This window comes from Nonomuraea sp. NPDC050786, from assembly GCF_040654115.1.
GTDB lineage: Bacteria > Actinomycetota > Actinomycetes > Streptosporangiales > Streptosporangiaceae > Nonomuraea.
Genome location: NZ_JBFAHJ010000016.1, coordinates 18,857 through 33,703 on the forward strand (window position 1 = coordinate 18,857; position 14,847 = coordinate 33,703).

The 14,847-nt window shown below is 69.7% G+C and carries 14 protein-coding genes and 1 other RNA gene; 2 read left to right on the plus strand and 13 right to left on the minus strand.

Annotated features, from left to right (window positions below; all coding sequences use genetic code 11):
• Positions 1-10: 10 nt before the first annotated feature.
• The 3 genes from AB0H84_RS26950 to AB0H84_RS26960 all read right to left on the minus strand — a co-directional run bounded on the left by AB0H84_RS26950 (position 11) and on the right by AB0H84_RS26960 (position 2,187).
• Complete coding sequence (locus tag AB0H84_RS26950) at positions 11-553, minus strand: OmpA family protein (protein ID WP_357609635.1); 543 nt, start codon at positions 551-553, stop codon at positions 11-13.
• The gene (locus AB0H84_RS26955; protein WP_357609638.1) at positions 537-1,133 is read right to left on the minus strand and encodes a hypothetical protein; all 597 of its coding nucleotides are present in this window, start codon (positions 1,131-1,133) and stop codon (positions 537-539) included. Before AB0H84_RS26955 ends, AB0H84_RS26950 begins: the two co-directional genes overlap by 17 nt.
• 91 nt (positions 1,134-1,224) lie before the next feature.
• Positions 1,225-2,187 (minus strand): GlxA family transcriptional regulator, encoded by a 963-nt coding sequence (locus AB0H84_RS26960; protein ID WP_357609641.1) that lies wholly within the window; start codon positions 2,185-2,187, stop codon positions 1,225-1,227.
• A 98-nt stretch (positions 2,188-2,285) separates the two neighbouring features.
• Here AB0H84_RS26960 and AB0H84_RS26965 point away from each other — a divergent pair, with 98 nt between their 5' ends.
• Entirely contained in the window at positions 2,286-2,693 is a 408-nt protein-coding gene (locus AB0H84_RS26965) for a hypothetical protein (protein ID WP_357609644.1), read from the plus strand.
• Here AB0H84_RS26965 and AB0H84_RS26970 read toward each other — a convergent pair.
• From AB0H84_RS26970 to prfB, 10 genes are all read right to left on the minus strand, one after another.
• Entirely contained in the window at positions 2,638-3,801 is a 1,164-nt protein-coding gene (locus tag AB0H84_RS26970; RefSeq protein WP_357609647.1) for a hypothetical protein, read from the minus strand. The genes AB0H84_RS26965 and AB0H84_RS26970 overlap by 56 nt on opposite strands.
• Positions 3,798-5,177, minus strand: a complete 1,380-nt coding sequence (locus tag AB0H84_RS26975) for a hypothetical protein (RefSeq protein WP_357609650.1) — start codon at positions 5,175-5,177, stop codon at positions 3,798-3,800. Before AB0H84_RS26975 ends, AB0H84_RS26970 begins: the two co-directional genes overlap by 4 nt.
• Positions 5,178-5,328: 151 nt before the next feature.
• Positions 5,329-5,979, minus strand: a complete 651-nt coding sequence (locus AB0H84_RS26980; protein ID WP_357609653.1) for a hypothetical protein — start codon at positions 5,977-5,979, stop codon at positions 5,329-5,331.
• On the minus strand, positions 5,976-6,839 hold the full coding sequence (locus tag AB0H84_RS26985) for a hypothetical protein (protein WP_357609656.1): 864 nt from the start codon (positions 6,837-6,839) through the stop codon (positions 5,976-5,978). The genes AB0H84_RS26980 and AB0H84_RS26985 overlap by 4 nt, the downstream gene beginning before the upstream one ends.
• A 213-nt stretch (positions 6,840-7,052) precedes the next feature.
• Positions 7,053-7,436: a transfer-messenger RNA gene (ssrA, locus tag AB0H84_RS26990) on the minus strand.
• Between the two features lie 289 nt (positions 7,437-7,725).
• A complete protein-coding gene (locus AB0H84_RS26995; RefSeq protein WP_357609659.1) occupies positions 7,726-9,585 on the minus strand; it encodes a penicillin-binding transpeptidase domain-containing protein in 1,860 nt (619 codons plus the stop codon).
• A gap of 19 nt (positions 9,586-9,604) precedes the next feature.
• Positions 9,605-10,072, minus strand: a complete 468-nt coding sequence (smpB, locus tag AB0H84_RS27000) for an SsrA-binding protein SmpB (RefSeq protein WP_357609662.1) — start codon at positions 10,070-10,072, stop codon at positions 9,605-9,607.
• A gap of 25 nt (positions 10,073-10,097) precedes the next feature.
• Positions 10,098-11,006 carry a permease-like cell division protein FtsX gene (gene ftsX / locus AB0H84_RS27005; RefSeq protein ID WP_357609665.1) on the minus strand — a complete coding sequence of 303 codons (909 nt, stop codon included), beginning with the start codon at positions 11,004-11,006 and terminating at the stop codon, positions 10,098-10,100.
• Between the two features lie 21 nt (positions 11,007-11,027).
• Positions 11,028-11,717 (minus strand): cell division ATP-binding protein FtsE, encoded by a 690-nt coding sequence (ftsE, locus tag AB0H84_RS27010; RefSeq protein WP_091079803.1) that lies wholly within the window; start codon positions 11,715-11,717, stop codon positions 11,028-11,030.
• A gap of 392 nt (positions 11,718-12,109) precedes the next feature.
• Positions 12,110-13,234, minus strand: coding sequence for a peptide chain release factor 2 (gene prfB / locus AB0H84_RS27015; RefSeq protein WP_357609668.1), 1,125 nt, complete (start codon positions 13,232-13,234; stop codon positions 12,110-12,112).
• Between the two features lie 339 nt (positions 13,235-13,573).
• On the opposite strand from prfB, the gene AB0H84_RS27020 reads away from it, so the two are divergent.
• Positions 13,574-14,599, plus strand: a complete 1,026-nt coding sequence (locus AB0H84_RS27020) for a hypothetical protein (RefSeq protein ID WP_357609671.1) — start codon at positions 13,574-13,576, stop codon at positions 14,597-14,599.
• Positions 14,600-14,847: the final 248 nt, after the last annotated feature.

Here is a 14,847-nt window from a genome sequence, read left to right on the forward strand (position 1 = left end):
CGGCACCCGGTCACGCTTTGGCGGTGAAGATGACCTCCACGCGCCGGTTCTGGGCGCGGTTCTTCTCGTTGGGCTTCCCGTCCACCAGGTTGGGCCGCTTGGGCCGGCTCTCGCCGTACCCCCGTGCCTCGAGGGTCACGCCCGCGCCGGCGAGCAGCCCCCGCATGGCCGCCTCGACGGCCTGAGCCCGCCGCTGCGACAGCCTGACGTTGTACGCCTCGCTCCCCTGGTCGTCCGTGTGCCCCTCGATCCTGACCGCCCCGCCCGCGCCATCGGCCTTGACCTTCTCGGCCACCTTCGAGAGCCGCTGCCTGGCCCTGGCGGTCAGCTGCCACTTGTCCAGCGCGAACAGCACGTCGCTGGTGAGCGCGACCGTCACCTGGCGTCCCTGCTTGGTCTCGCTCTCGGTCCCGTCCAGCGACTCGACCTCGCCGATGATGTCCTCGACGGGCAGCACCAGGTCCTCCACGGCCCCGGTGGCGCCGGCGGGCGGGCTGGGCGCGGGGGTCGGGGACAGGACGAGGGCGAGGGCGACGCTAAGAGATCGGAACATCGGTCAGCACGCCGATCATCGGCAGCTCAATGTTGATCTTCGTGACGTCCGCCGGAGGCGCGGCGAAGACCGCGTACAGGGTGGACGCCTGCCCCCTCTCCAGCCACTGGCCCTGGGTGCCGGAGCAGACGCACGTGGCGTCAGCGTCCGTGCCGTTGCGGGCCACCCGGTAGCGCTTGGCGTTCACCGGGTCGATCAGGGAGACGCCCGCGACCGAGAAGTCCAGCGGGGCGGTGCCCATGCCGTTGTGCAGGTTGACCTTGCCGTCGAGCGAGGTGACCGTCCAGTTGAGTGTGAGCAGCCTGCCCTGGCGCTTGAGCGCGGTGATGTCGGCCCGCGCCTTGCCGTGCGCGCCACCGGCGGACACCTCGGCCTCGCGGGAGGCGATCACCTTGGTGTCCTGCGGGGGCGCGCTCTGCTGCGCCTGCGCGGGGGCCGTGTCCGGCTGCTTCCCGGTGGGAGTCTCGGCGACGGCCTGCGACGGCTGCCTCTCCGCGCCGCCACCGCCCTGCCGGCCGGGGAGCACGCCGCAGCCCGCCAGCGTGACGGCCGCGACAGCAAGCGCGATCGTCTTTCGCATTCTGTGATCACCTTCGTCGTCCGGATCGTCACTGAGGCGGTCAAACTCTCCCATAGCTCGCGTAAGCGCCTCAACTGCTGATCCTGGAGCCCTACCCGGCCGCCTGCGTCAGCCGGTAGCGCGACGGCGGGATCCCGTACCGGTCGATGAACGCCTGCCGCAGCGTCTCCGCCGTCCCGAACCCGCACCGCACGGCCACGGACGCCATCGGCAGCGACGTGGAGGCCAGCAGGTGGGCGGCGGCCTCGGTGCGGACCTGCCGGACGTACCGCCCCGGCGTGAGCCCCAGGTGCTTGAGGAACAGCCGGGTGAGATGCCGCTCGCTCACGCCCGCCTCGGCCGCCAGCGCCGGGGTGGTGAGGTCGTCGCGCAGGTGGGCGGCGATGTACGCGACGGTCCGCTTGACCAGGCTGTTCGCGGGGGCGGGGGCGCTGACGAACATGCTCATCTGCGCCTGGTTGCCGGGCCGCTGCAGGTAGGTGACGAGGTGCCGGGAGACCGTGCGGGCCAGCTCGGTGCCGTTGTCCTCCTCGACGAAGGCCAGGGTGAGGTCGAGAGCGGCGGTGACGCCGGCGGACGTGGCCACGTTCCCGTCGCGGATGAAGATGGGGTCGGCGTCCACGACCACCTCGGGGAACCGGGCCGCCAGCGTCTGCGCCTGCTCCCAGTGGGTCGTGGCGCGCCGCCCGTCGAGCAGCCCGGCCGCGGCGAGGATGTACGCCCCCGTGCAGACGGACGCGACCCTGCGGCTCTCCCTGGCCAGCCTGCGGACGTGGCCGACGATGAGCGGGTTGGCCGCAGCGTCCTCGTGGCCGATCCCGCCGGAGACCACCAGCGTGTCGAGCGGTCCGGTGACCCGCTCCAGGGCCTGGTCGGCCTGGAGGTTGAGGCCGGTGCCGCAGGTGACGGCGTGGCCGCCGGGCGAGACCACCTGCGTCTCGTAGTAGGGCTTCGCGCCGTGCCAGTTGGCGACCACCAACGTCGTGGTGATGCAGGCGATGTCGAGCAGTTCCGCCGCCTCGTACGCCACCACCACGACCCGTCGCGCGTCCATGACACCGACTGTAGGTCCGAAAGACGAAGAACCCAAGTTTCCGGACCTCCCCGGCCGCCTTCCTTGGCACCCGGCGGCGGCCCGGAGAAGGTCGAGGCATGACAACGACAAGCACGAACACCGGTCGCCGCTGGGGGCGGTTCGCCCTCCACTACGTCGAGATGATCGTCGCCATGTTCGTGGGCATGTTGGCGCTCGGCATGCTCGAGTCGGCCGTCGGGCTCAGCGTCTCCCACGACCGGCAGCCTGACCTCGCGTACCTGCTCATGGCGGTCAACATGTCAGTCGGCATGGCCGCGTGGATGCGGTTCCGCCGGCACGGCTGGGCCTCGACGCTGGAGATGTGCGCCGTGATGTTCCTCCCGGTCGTGCCGCTCTTCCCCCTGCTGTGGCTGGGCGTCATCGACGGCGGGGTGCTGATGATCGTGGCGCACGTGGCGATGTTCCCGCTCATGCTGGCGGCGATGGCGCGCCGTCTCGACGAGTACGCCGGCTGCGCTCACTGAGCGCCTTGCGGTAGCCGTCGAGCACGTCCTGCCGCAGCAGGTGCCCGAACCCGGCCCGCTCCAGCCGCAGTCCCAAGGCGGCCGCGCTGATCCGCAGGGTCGCCGCGGCGGCGGGCAGGCTCCAGCCGTGCCCGGCCAGCGTGCTCAGCAGGTGACCGCGCCTGACCTGCGCCTCCGACAGCCTGAACGTCTTCAGGTAGGCCAGCCGCCCGTCCGCGTCCGTGATCGTCTCGCCGATGTGATTCTCGCTCTTCCGCTCGAACGCCGGCAGGAACCGGCTCAGCGTGAAGCGGCCCAGCCGGTAGACCTGCTCCACCTGCGCGGGGGCGCGGAGGAGGTCCGCGGCCATCACCGAGTCGTGGAAGCCGGCCCAGTCGCGTTCGGCCCGCACGGCCTCGGCGCGCAGGTCGTCCAGCGAGGAGACCCGGCTCTCGTCGATCACCGCGGGGAAGTCCCTGACGGGATAGAACAGGGCGTAGTCATAGATCAGCTCACCGTACATGTCGCGGACGAGCGTCGGGTGCAGCGCCCGGTAGTCCTCGGGGTGTGGCACCACGAAGGCGCTGGCCAGCGCGTCACCGGCGTACAGCAGCAGCCCGCACTGCCCCGGATAGATCTCGAACACCTTGAGCGCGTCCTCCAGCCCGCGCACCTCCGCCCCGATGTACGCGTCCTCGGCGCGGGCCGACAGCCCGTGCGCGAGCGCCTGCCGCGACCACTCCTCCCACGCGATCACGGGACCGCCGAAGTGCAGCGCCAGGAACCCCTCCACGGCCAGGTGCAGCGGCAGGAACCTGAGCCGGCCCTTCTCCGTCCGCCTGGCCATCCTGCGCCTGGCCCTGATGCACATGTGCTCCAGCGGCCGCCCGAGCTGGGTGCCGTACGCCGCCGCCGGCGTCCCGTCGTCGCTCCACGACGCGACGAACGCGTGCGGGACGTACGCGGTGTAGACCGTCTTGTCCGGCAGGTACACCAGGGACGCCTCGTCGCCGTACACCTTGGCGTGCAGGCGCAGGTCCTCGATGGGCTCGCGGCGCACCAGCGGCACCAGCCGCAGCGCGCCCCAGGTCTGCGCGGGCCGCGTGTCCAGCCCCGTGAGATCGATCATCGCCCTGCCGCCCTGTCCTCGAGATACGCCCTCAGCTCCCCGAGCCCCGCCCGCCCCTCCGCGAACCTGGCCAGCTCCACGAGCGCCGGCAGGTCCTCGGCGTCGCGGATGCCGACCGTCGGCACCATGGGCGACAGCCGGCGCACGTCGAACTGCTCGGCGTCGTAGACCGGGTTCACGTGCACGATGCCGACCTCGCCCGCCGGGTCGAGCTTGCGCCGCCAGACCCGCAGCACCTCGCCCGCCAGTCCGGGCGGCGCGTTGTCCCAGCCGTCGGAGACGATGACGAGCAGGCCGGGCCGGTGTTCGAGCGCGTCGATGACGCGCTGTCCCAGCGGCGTGGGCCCGGACGGCCGCGCCTGGAGCGGGTCCGTCCGGCGCGAGAGCCACCGGCCGCGGTACTCCCCCGCCAGGGCCTCCAGCAGGAAGTGGCAGGCCAGCGCGACCGCCAGGGGGCGGCGGCGCTTCACCGGCGAGCCGAACGAGGAGAAGCTGTCGTCGAGCACCGCCGCGACGCTCCCCCACGTGCCCGCCCGGGTCCCGGCCGCGCGCGCCGCGGCCGCCCGCAGCGCGCCCACCAGCTCGGCGCGGCGCCGCGTCCGCACGTCGGCACGGAGCGAGAGCACGTACGAGGCCAGCCTGACCAGCGGCATCGCGGCCAGGTCCGCCTCGGTGTCCAGCCCGCCCGCCTGCGCGGACTCCGCCAGCCGCAGGCGTTCCAGCCTGGTCAGCCGGGGCGCGATGCGCTCGAGGAAGAGCGCCCTGCTGATGCCGTGGCGGGCCGCGAACCCCTCGGCGACGGTGTACGGGAGGTCGTACAGGGCGCTCTTGTCGTAGTGGGCGCGGCGCCAGGCCTCCAGGAGGGGCGTGTCGTACCGGGCGCGGCTGAACGGCGCGAACAGGAAGTCGCCCAGCTCGTCCGGGAGCCGCAGGTGGGCGTGCCGGACCGCCGACTTCAGCTGCGTGCGGTACTTCACCGCGTCGAAGGCCAGGTCGGGGCGGCCGGCGAGCCAGTCGCGGATGAGTCCCCTGGTGCGCCGGTTGTTGACGCCGTCATCGCGCAGCCGCTGGAAGAGGCGGTAGACCCGGGGCGGGCTCATCCTGTCCAGCCGCCGGGCGATCAGCCCTCCGTCGCCCTCCGACCCGCTCAGCAGGTTGGCGATGATCAGGGCGGCGTTGTGGTCGTTGATGTCGAGCGCCAGCGTGGCGGCGTACAGGTCGGGATAGTTGCCCTGGATGTAGCGGTGCAGGAAGTCGAGGGAGAGCCGCTGGTCGCCGGCCGTGCTGTGGAACTCGCGCTGTCCTGTGGAGGTGATGGCCGCGTTCGCGAAGAGCAGGACGTCCTCGCACTCGATCAGGTCAGCGTACGTCTCCATGGGCTCCCCCGGCGGTCGGAGGACTGGCCGGGGAATGGGGGCACGAGCTGCGAAGTATCGCGGTAAAGGCGGATTCCGGAAGTCGCACCGGAGTCCCGCGGCCAGTCTGGTTCCGGACCCTACCGGGCCTTTCGCACCGACGCGACGGGATTTATCCCACCGCTTGCCGCTCAGGACTCGGCTCGGGCGCCGATCCCGCCTGGATCTCGCGGAGCTTGGCGCGGCTGTCCCTGATGACGGAGATCAGCACGTACGCGACCAGCAGCAGCCCCAGGCAGAGGGCGTCGGCGGCCCACCAGGGGATGGCGGCGAGCAGCAGGTAGCCCTCGCTGTCGCTCAGCCACCTGATCACCGCCGTGACCACGGTCACCACCGCGGTCACCATCAGCCAGCTGCGCAATCGCGGCAGATTGCCCTCGTTCCACAGCCGGATCCGCCAGCCCATGAACACGGCGAGCACGCCGAGCAGGGCGCAGAATCCGATCAGCCACCACGGCAGGGCGAAGGCGGTCTGCTCGGCGATCTTCGACTGGGCGGTGCGCAGCTGCGCCTGGGTGGTGCGCAGCTCCTCCTCGGCCTTCTTCTGCGCCTCGACGGCGGCGTCGAGCTGGTTCCTCAGCTGGGCCACGCTCTGGCGCGTCTCCTGGCGCGGGGGCGGCGTGGACGCCTCCGTCGGCAGCATCCGCGCCACGACGGTCAGCATGATCGCGACGAACGACAGCGCCAGGACGATGGCCATGAACAGGTCGATGAAGCGCAGGTCTAGCGGCGGAGCGAACGACCTGGTGGCCCGCTTCCTCACGGCTCCCTCACCAGGGTGTACTTCTGTGGCCTGCTCTCGACCGCGCTCAACCGCTCCACCGCGGTGCGCAGCGCGTCCAGCCCCTTGACGAGCTCCTCGGTCCTGCCCCTGGACTGGGCCAGCTCCTGGGTGAGCCCCTGCATGGCGGGGGCCGCCTGCTTGGCGGGCAAGCGCGCGATGTAGATCAGGAACACCTCGTCGGCGGCCACCACGCCGGCCCGCTCGGCCCGCTCGACGAAAGCCATCGCGCCGAACGCGAGCACGCTCAGGAACAGCGCGATCAGGGTGACGCCGAACGCGGACGCCAGCTCGGGCAGCACGTGCTGCTTGAGCGCGGCGATCAGCACGCCGGGGTCTCCCTTGCTGTCCAGGGCGTTGGAGAACGAGCTGACCATCGCGCCCATCGTCAGCGCGGTGCCGATGAACCCGAAGACCGGCAGCGCCCAGATGAGCGCGTGGTCGAGGTGGTGCCGGTTGGCCATCTCGCTGTCGTCCAGCGCGGACCGGGCGCTCAGCACCGCCTCGCAGTCGTTGCCGGCCTCGGCCGCCTCCTTGAACAGCTTGAGCCGCCGCGCCACCAGGGTGTCCTCGCTCAGCCGCACCGCCTGGACGTTCGCCACCGCCTTCGCCGTCGCGGCGTTCTCCCGCTGGATGTCGGGGATGGCCCTGACGATCCTGAGCACGGCCGTTAAGAAGACCGCGATGATGAGCGCGACCACGAGCTCCGCGGCCGTCGGGGCCGTGCTCGCGCCCACGGCCTGCAGCAGGGACTCCACCAGTCCGGCCGCCATGAGCAGCGCGGAGATCACCAGGCCCACCACAGGCGCGAACGCCGAGTGACGCCAGCCGTACCTTGACACCCTTCAACCTCATTCCGACCCACAATTGTCAGAGGACCACCTAAGCACATACAAAGCACTCATTGGTGGCAGAGAGGTGTCGAATGTGCACCGAGTGTGCCCCCCGGACACACGAAAACCGCCCCTGCCGACCGAATAACGGCAGGTCAGGGGCGGCTTGACAGCACAGAGGCCCGCGAGGAGGAAGCGCAGCTTCCGACCACACGGGCCTTCCAGTGGAGGTGGCGGGAATCGAACCCGCGTCCTTCAACCCCAAGTCAGGGCTTCTCCGGGCGCAGCCTGCTGTGCTTTTCTCGGCCCCGGCGATCACGCAGGCGAGTCGCCGACGGGCTCAGCCACTGTTTGGTTTCCCGATCTCCCCCGTGGCCGGGTCGATCGGTTGAGCCTTCTAGCGATGCCAGACACCGGGCCGAAGGCACTCCCGGGCTGACAGTGGTTTCGCTACTTAGGCAGCGAGGCCCAGGGAGTCCTGGGCGACCACAGTGCGCTTGGAATTGGCACTTGTTGTTTGCGGTCACAGGATTAACGAGGTTATGTCCGCAGTCCTCGGCCCGCTTCACCTGGCTTGCAAAGTCGAAGTCGAAGCCAGTCACCCCCTGTGCAGTTGTCAACACACCCGCGTCACGGGTGAGCAACATGAATCTACAAGAGAGAACGCCCTCAACGCCAACTTAATTCCTCATGCCGAAACCCCCGGGAGCGTGGCACAGCAGCACGCGCTCCCGGGGGCCGACCGGCAGGGTCGAGCCGGTCCGGACGGCAGGACTTCCCCCGAGATGAAGTCCTGTCTCATCACGGCGACTGGATCCGCAACCCCCCGAGCGGGCCCAGTCATTCAGTAAGACGCAGCCGGAGCCCCGAACGGTTGCTCAGCGTGACGACAATTTCACGATGAGTTCTGAAGCGCGGAGAAGAAGCTGCCCGCCTCGGCCGCGGCGTCGTAACTCTTCGCCAGCACCGCGACGGCCACCTCTCCCCGCCAGCCCACGAACCACGTGTACTGGTTGCCCACCGTGGCCTTGACGCCGTACACCGCGTCCTTGCCTCCCCCGGCGTTCATGCCGGCCGCGCCGGCCCGCATCATCGAGGTCAGCGCCGTGCGGACCTCGGGGTCCAGGGGCACGGGAGCGGCCTGCGGAGGCTGCACGGCCTCCGCCGTGGGGTCGGGCGAAGTGGGGTCGGTGACCAGCACCGGCGGACGCCAGGTGCCCGAGGCGACCGCCGCGGCCACCAGGGCCATGCCGAGCGGGCTGACCTCGACGTTCTCGCCGGCGATGGCCCTGGCCTTGTCGGCGTCGCTGGACAGCGCGGGCAGCGAGCCGCTGAACGACTTGAGCGGCAACCGCCACGACTGCCCGATGCCGAACGTCTTGGCGCTCGCGGTCAGGTCGGCGGCCGTGACGCGGCGGGCCAGCGACGCCAGGGCCGTGACGCAGCCCTTCGCGAAGTTCTCCTGGAAGCTGGCCGACGCGGTCACCCCGGTGGGCTGCCCGGCCTGCTGGAACTTGGCACCGCCGACCGTGCGCTCCTCCGGACACGACAGCCGCTGCTTGGGGCTGACCTTGCGCTTGATCAACGCGTCCGCGGCCACGATCGAGAACGCCGTGCCCGCCGGGAACTTGCCGGCCAGCGCGTGCTTCTCCTGGCTCATGTCGCCCTTGGCCCCGACCGCGAGGATCTGGCCGGTGTCACGCTGCACCGCCACCAGGGCGCTCGTGCCCGTGTCGGCCACCGCCTGCTCGGCCGCCGCCTGGACCTGCCGGTCGATCGTGGTCTTCACCGGGACGTTCTGCCGGCCCGGCCACTCCTTCAGCAGCGCGACCTGCTTGCCGGTCTTGAGGTCGAGGGTGATCACCTTGGTCTGCGTGGAGCCGGTCAGGTAGTCCTGGTAGGCCTGCTGCAGGCCGGTCCTGCCGACCGAGTCACCGGCCTTCTCGGGGCCGCCGAGCCGCTGCTCGAGGTCGGGGGTGAGGGCGCTGACGCTGCCGACGATCTGCCGGGGCGGCTCGGGGTTGACCCGCTGGTCCTGCTGCTGCGTCTCGATGCCCTCGATGGTGTCGAGCTTCGACTTCATGGACTGGTAGCGCGAGCGCCCGAACGTGACCAGCGGCACGAACTTGTCCGGCGGCGACGACCTGATGCGGCTCAGCAGCCGGTCCTGCGCGTAGCCGGTGTACTCGGAGAGTTTCGCGGCCACCTCTTCCGCCTTGTTGCCGATCTTGGCCGGATAGACGCCCGCGCTGTAGAACACGCTCGCACTCTGCAGCGGCTCATCCGTGCGGTCGACTATGGGCTTGCGTGCCTTGGGCTCGATGTCGACCGCGAAGCGCTGCCCCTCCTTGAGCTGCGGGTGCAGCACCGAAGGCGACCAGCGGACCTTCCATGAGCCGTCCACGAGGTGGAGCGGGAGCATGCCGTCGTACTCCCAGAGCGGGTTGTTCTCGCCCAGGTCGACCTCGGCGTGGAAGTCGGCCTTGGCCTCCTCGCCCGTCATGCTGAGGCTTTTGATCTTGAACCGGAACGAGGCCGCGTCGAGCTCCAGCTTGGTGTCGGACAGCGCCTTGCGCACCACGGCGCGGTCGCCGTCGGCACGGCCCGCGGCCAGGTCGTAGTCGCCCGACTGCCAGCCCACGAGGAAGTCGCGTACCGCGTCGTGCGGGGAGGGCTCCTCGAAGCAGCCGGTCAGAGTGGTGCTCGCGACCGCCAGGGTGGCGGTCGCGGCAAGTATGCGGCGAGCGCGTCTCATCGGGTGAGTGCCGCCGCTCTCATCGGTTGCGGTGCCGCAGCGCGCGGGCCATCTCCCGCTTGGCCTGCTGCTCCGCCAGCGACTGACGCTTGTCCCAGTCCTTCTTGCCTCGGGCGAGGGCGATCTCGACCTTGGCCCTGCCGTCCTTGAAGTAGAGCGTCAGCGGCACGATCGTGAGCCCGCCCTCCTTGGTCTTGGCGGCGAGCTTGTCGATCTCTTTACGGTGCATGAGCAGCTTGCGCTTGCGCCGGGCTGCGTGGTTGGTCCACGTCCCCTGGGAGTATTCGGGGATGTGGACGTTGAGCAGCCACGCTTCGCCGCCGTCGATGCTGGCGTAGCCGTCGACGAGCGAGGCGCGGCCCTCGCGCAGCGACTTCACCTCGGTGCCCTGGAGCACGAGACCCGCCTCAATGGTGTCCTCGAGGTGGTAGTCGTGCCTGGCACGCTTGTTTTGGGCGATGACCTTACGCCCGGTCTCACGTGGCATGCTTCGACTTTACCGGTGATTCCGCCTACACCCTGAGGTAGCGGCGGAGGGTCACGAACGAGGCAAGCACACAGATGACCACACCGATGATCATGGTGATGCTGATGGTCTGGGCCACGTCGTTCCAGCCCAGCTGCGCGGTCGCGTTGCCCAGGTAGCGGACGATCTCCTCGAAGAGGAAGACCTTGGTCACGATCAGGATGATCGCTGCGAACACCCCGCCGATGAGGCCGGCGATGACGCCTTCCATGACGAACGGGAGCTGGATGTAGAGGTTGGAGGCGCCGACCAGCCGCATGATGCCCGTCTCTCTACGCCGGTTGAACGCGGAGAGCCGTACCGTGTTGCCGATGAGCAGCGCCGCCGCCAGCACCAGGATGATGGCCACCGCGAGGGCGTAGAAGGCGAGCTTGTCGAGCAGCTGGAAGAACGGCCCGATCAGCTGCGCGTGGTCCACCACCGATGACACGCCCGGCTTGCCCTGCAGGGCCTGGACAACAGATTGGTAGTTGTCCGGGTTTGTCACCTTGACGCGGAAGGACGTGGGCATGTCCTCCATCTTGGTGGCGCTCAAGAGAGCCTTGTTGGTGGAGTACAGCTTCTGGAAGTTCTGGTACGCCAGCGACTGGTCCTCATAGATCACCTCCTTGACGCCAGGCGTGCCCGAGATGGTCTGCTTGAGGGCGTCCGTCTGGGGCTGGGTGATCGCCTTGCCCTTGCAGTTGTCCATGGCGGAGCCCTTGGTGCAAAGGAAGACCGAGACCTCGACCTTGTCGTCCCAGTAGCCCTTCATCAAGCCGACCTGGGCGTTGATCATCAAGCCGACGCCCAGCATCGCCATGCCGACGGCCACGGTGATGACCACCGCGATCGTCATGGTCAGGTTGCGGCGGAGGCCGATCCAGACCTCGGAGAAGATGAAATTCGCCCGCATGATTGTGTTTGCAGCTCCCTGTCAGTACGCCTGGCCGTAGACGCCACGCGACTGGTCACGGACGATCTTGCCGTCCTCCAGCTCCACCACGCGCTTGCGCATGGAGTCGACGATGGCCGCGTCATGCGTGGCCATGACGACCGTGGTGCCAGTCCGGTTGATGCGGTCGAGCACCTTCATGATGCCGATGCTCGTCGCGGGGTCGATGTTGCCCGTGGGCTCGTCGGCCAGCAGGATCATGGGCCGGTTGACGAAGGCGCGGGCCATGGCGACGCGCTGCTGCTCGCCACCGGACAGCTCGTCGGGCATGCGGTGGGCCTTGCCTTCCAGGCCGACCAGCTCGATGACCTCGGGCACCACCTTGCGGATGAACCGCCGGGGCTTGCCGATGACCTCGAGCGCGAACGCCACGTTCTCGTAGACGTTCTTGTTCGGGAGCAACCTGAAGTCCTGGAACACGCAGCCGATGCGGCGGCGCAGGTGGGGCACCTTGAAGTTGGAGAGGCGGGCCAGATCCTTGCCGGCGACGTGGATGGCGCCGGAGTTGGGCCGCTCCTCCTTCAGGATCAGACGCAGGAACGTGGACTTGCCTGATCCCGAAGGACCGACGAGGAACACGAACTCACCCTTGTCCACGTCTACGGATACGTGGTCGAGGGCGGGCCGGTTCTGGTTCGCGTAGACCTTGGTGACATTATCGAAATGGATCACGAGAGCATCACGGCATGCCAGTCTAGGGGTCAGGACGGAAGCGAGGGTGGCACATGCCCACTTCCCGCCACCGGCCACTCGGGGTTACGTCGTCTTTACTGATGATCGACGTTTCGATTGGCCAGACGACAGTCTAGGGGGAAGACTGGGCTGGAAAGTCCATAACGGAAACAAAACGATTGTGCGGCTAGACTTGGGGCTGTCATGAGTTGTGAACATCTCGTATGCGCGCAGTGCGCCCACCCCGTGATCGAGGGCCGCTGCCCCACATGTCGCGCCAGTAGAGAGCGGATGCACCAGCACGGCTTCGCCGGGCTGTCACCCGCCCTCATCGCTCTGCTCCTGGTCGCCCTGCTCTTCGTGAGCCTGGCGGTCAAGCACCTCAGCGGGCTTTAGGAGCCCGCCCCGCTCTCCGACTCCTGCCGGCGCATCCAGCGGATCTCGGACTCGATGAACTCGTCGAGGTCGCCGTCCAGCACCGCCGACGGGTTGCCCGCCTCTGTGCCCGTGCGCAGGTCCTTGACGATCTGGTACGGGTGCAGCACGTAGTTGCGGATCTGCGTGCCCCAGGACGTCGTCGTGGCGCCGCGCAGCTCCGACATCTTCTCCGCCTCCTCCTGCCGCTTGCGCTCCAGCAGCTTGGCCTGCAGCACGTTCATGGCGCTGGCGCGGTTCTGGAGCTGGGAGCGCTCGTTCTGGCAGGAGACGACGATGCCGGTCGGGATGTGCGTGATGCGCACCGCCGAGTCGGTCGTGTTGACGCCCTGGCCGCCCGGGCCGCTCGACCGGTAGACGTCGACGCGGAGCTCATCCTCGTTGATGTCGATGTGGTCGGTCTGCTCGACGACCGGCACGATGTCCACGCCGGCGAACGAGGTCTGCCTGCGCCCCTGGTTGTCGAACGGGCTGATGCGGACCAGCCGGTGGGTGCCGTGCTCACCACGGAGCGTGCCGTACGCGTAGGGCGCCTTGATCGTGAACGTGGCCGACTTGATGCCGGCCTCCTCCGCGTAAGAGGTGTCGTAGACCTCGGTCGAGTAGCCCTTGCGCTCGGCCCACCGCAGATACATGCGGAACAGCATCTCCGCCCAGTCGGCGGCGTCGACCCCGCCCGCCTGGGAGTTGATCGTCACGAGCGCCTCTCGGGAGTCGTATTCGCCCGAGAGCAGCGTGCGCACCTCCATGGCGCCGATGTCGGACTTAAGCGACTCGAGCTCCTTGTCGGCCTCGGCGCGCGTGTCGTCGTCGCCCTCCTCGGCCGCCAGCTCGTACAGGACCGTCAGGTCGTCGAGCCGGCGCGCCACGCCCTCGACACGGTTGAGCTCACCCTGGAGGTGCGAGAGCTTGCTCGTGACCTTCTGAGCCTGGTCGGGGTCGTCCCACAGGTCGGGCGCGGCAACCTGCTGCTCCAGCTCCTCGATCTGCTTGCGCATCGCGTCGAGGTCGAGCACGTCCTGGATGCTGCGGAGCGTGCCCGCGAGCTCGTTGATCTCTTCTGCCGGATCGATGCCTGCCACGTCTCCCTAGCCTACTTCCCCCAGAGAGCAACACCCTCCCACCGCGCCCACCCATCCCCCTTTCGCTCCCGCCCACGCCGAATCCACCCACCCGGCTGCCACGGCCCCCGGCACGCGCCACGCACGCCCGCTCGGCCGCCCCTCGACGCCCTCCGCGATGTCAGGCCGCCGCCCGCGTGGCAGCGCGCCGCCCGCCCGGAACGGCACCGCCCGCCCGCCCGGCAGGGCGCCCGCGCGTGGCACGGCACCGCCTGCGTGCGGGAAGCGCGGCGAATCTTGGGCGGGCGGAAACCGGCATGGGAGGCTTCGGCGTCTCGCGGGCCCGAATAACATGGCGAGGTGCGTGTACACGGGCGGCGGAAGGTGCTGGCGCTCGCCGCCGGCGTCCTGGCCGCGGCGACCGCCTGCACGGGCAATGCCGCCCCGCCCCCGCCGTCCAGGACGGCCACCCCCTCCGCCTCCCCGTCGCCCACCGCACCCGAAGTGGCCATCACGCAGGCCGAGGCCGCCCAGGAGTTCTTCAAGGTCACGGTCACCGACGACCGGCTGCGCGTGAAAAGCCCCCTGCAGGGGCGGCTGAGGCTGGCCGTCGACCTCACCACAGGCGGCCAGACGGAGCTCACCAAGGCCGCGTACCTCTCCACCGACTACGCGCCGATCCGCCACAAGTGGGGGACGCCGACGCTCATCGTGCCGAGATGGGCGCGGACCGAGGCGGCGCCCTGGTTCAGCGCGCTGGCGACGCGCGACGGCAGCCCGGCGCTGCTGACGTTCGCCAAGTCCGACGACCGCTGGCGGCTCAGCTCCGTGGCCCTGCTCCTGCCGGGGCAGCAGCTGCCGGAGATCCAGCGGGACGCCGACGGCTACGCGACCGCGCTGGCGTCCGACGACAAGTCGATCACGATCAGCCCGCAGTTCATGGGTCCCGTGCACGCCAGCGTGGCCGAGACGGGGTCCACCGGGGTCACGGCGGGGCTCGTGGCGGCGGGGCCGTACACGACGGACGTGGCCGAGCAGATCGCCACCCAGCGGGCGGAGGCCAAGAGCACGGGCTACAGCTACGACTCGATCTTCAGCCCCGACAGCTTCCCCGTCTACGCGCTCCGCACCAAGGACGGCGGGGCACTGATCCAGTATTCGCTGTCGCGGACGACGACCACGACCGCCATGACCAAGTCGGCCATGGACGAGGGGGTCCCGGTGCCCACGTCGGCCGGCTGGCTTTTCAAGGAGCCGAGACAGCAGCGCACGCTGCGGCTGATCGAGACGCATCAGTACGCCGCCGTGGTCCCTCTCCTCAAGGCTCCTGCCCCGGCCGCCGTCATCGCCCACGACGGCGCGCTCACCCGAGGCTCCGGCCGCTAGCCCTCCGTCGCGCCCTGTTGTCGTCCTGGCTGCTCACCGCGACGCCGCGCGCGCCCGTCAACCCATCCATCCCGTACGGCTGCGCCTGGTGGGCCGCACGCGCCGACGCCAGTGGCCGTCCGTCATGGCCGGTCGTGAAGGCTCACGGGCCGCTCGCCGCGACCGCGCGCTGCGGCGGGTCGGGTGACGCCGCGAGAGTCACCACGTCGGCCGCCGCTCCCTCGCGCCGGGCCTGGCCCCCGGCTTCA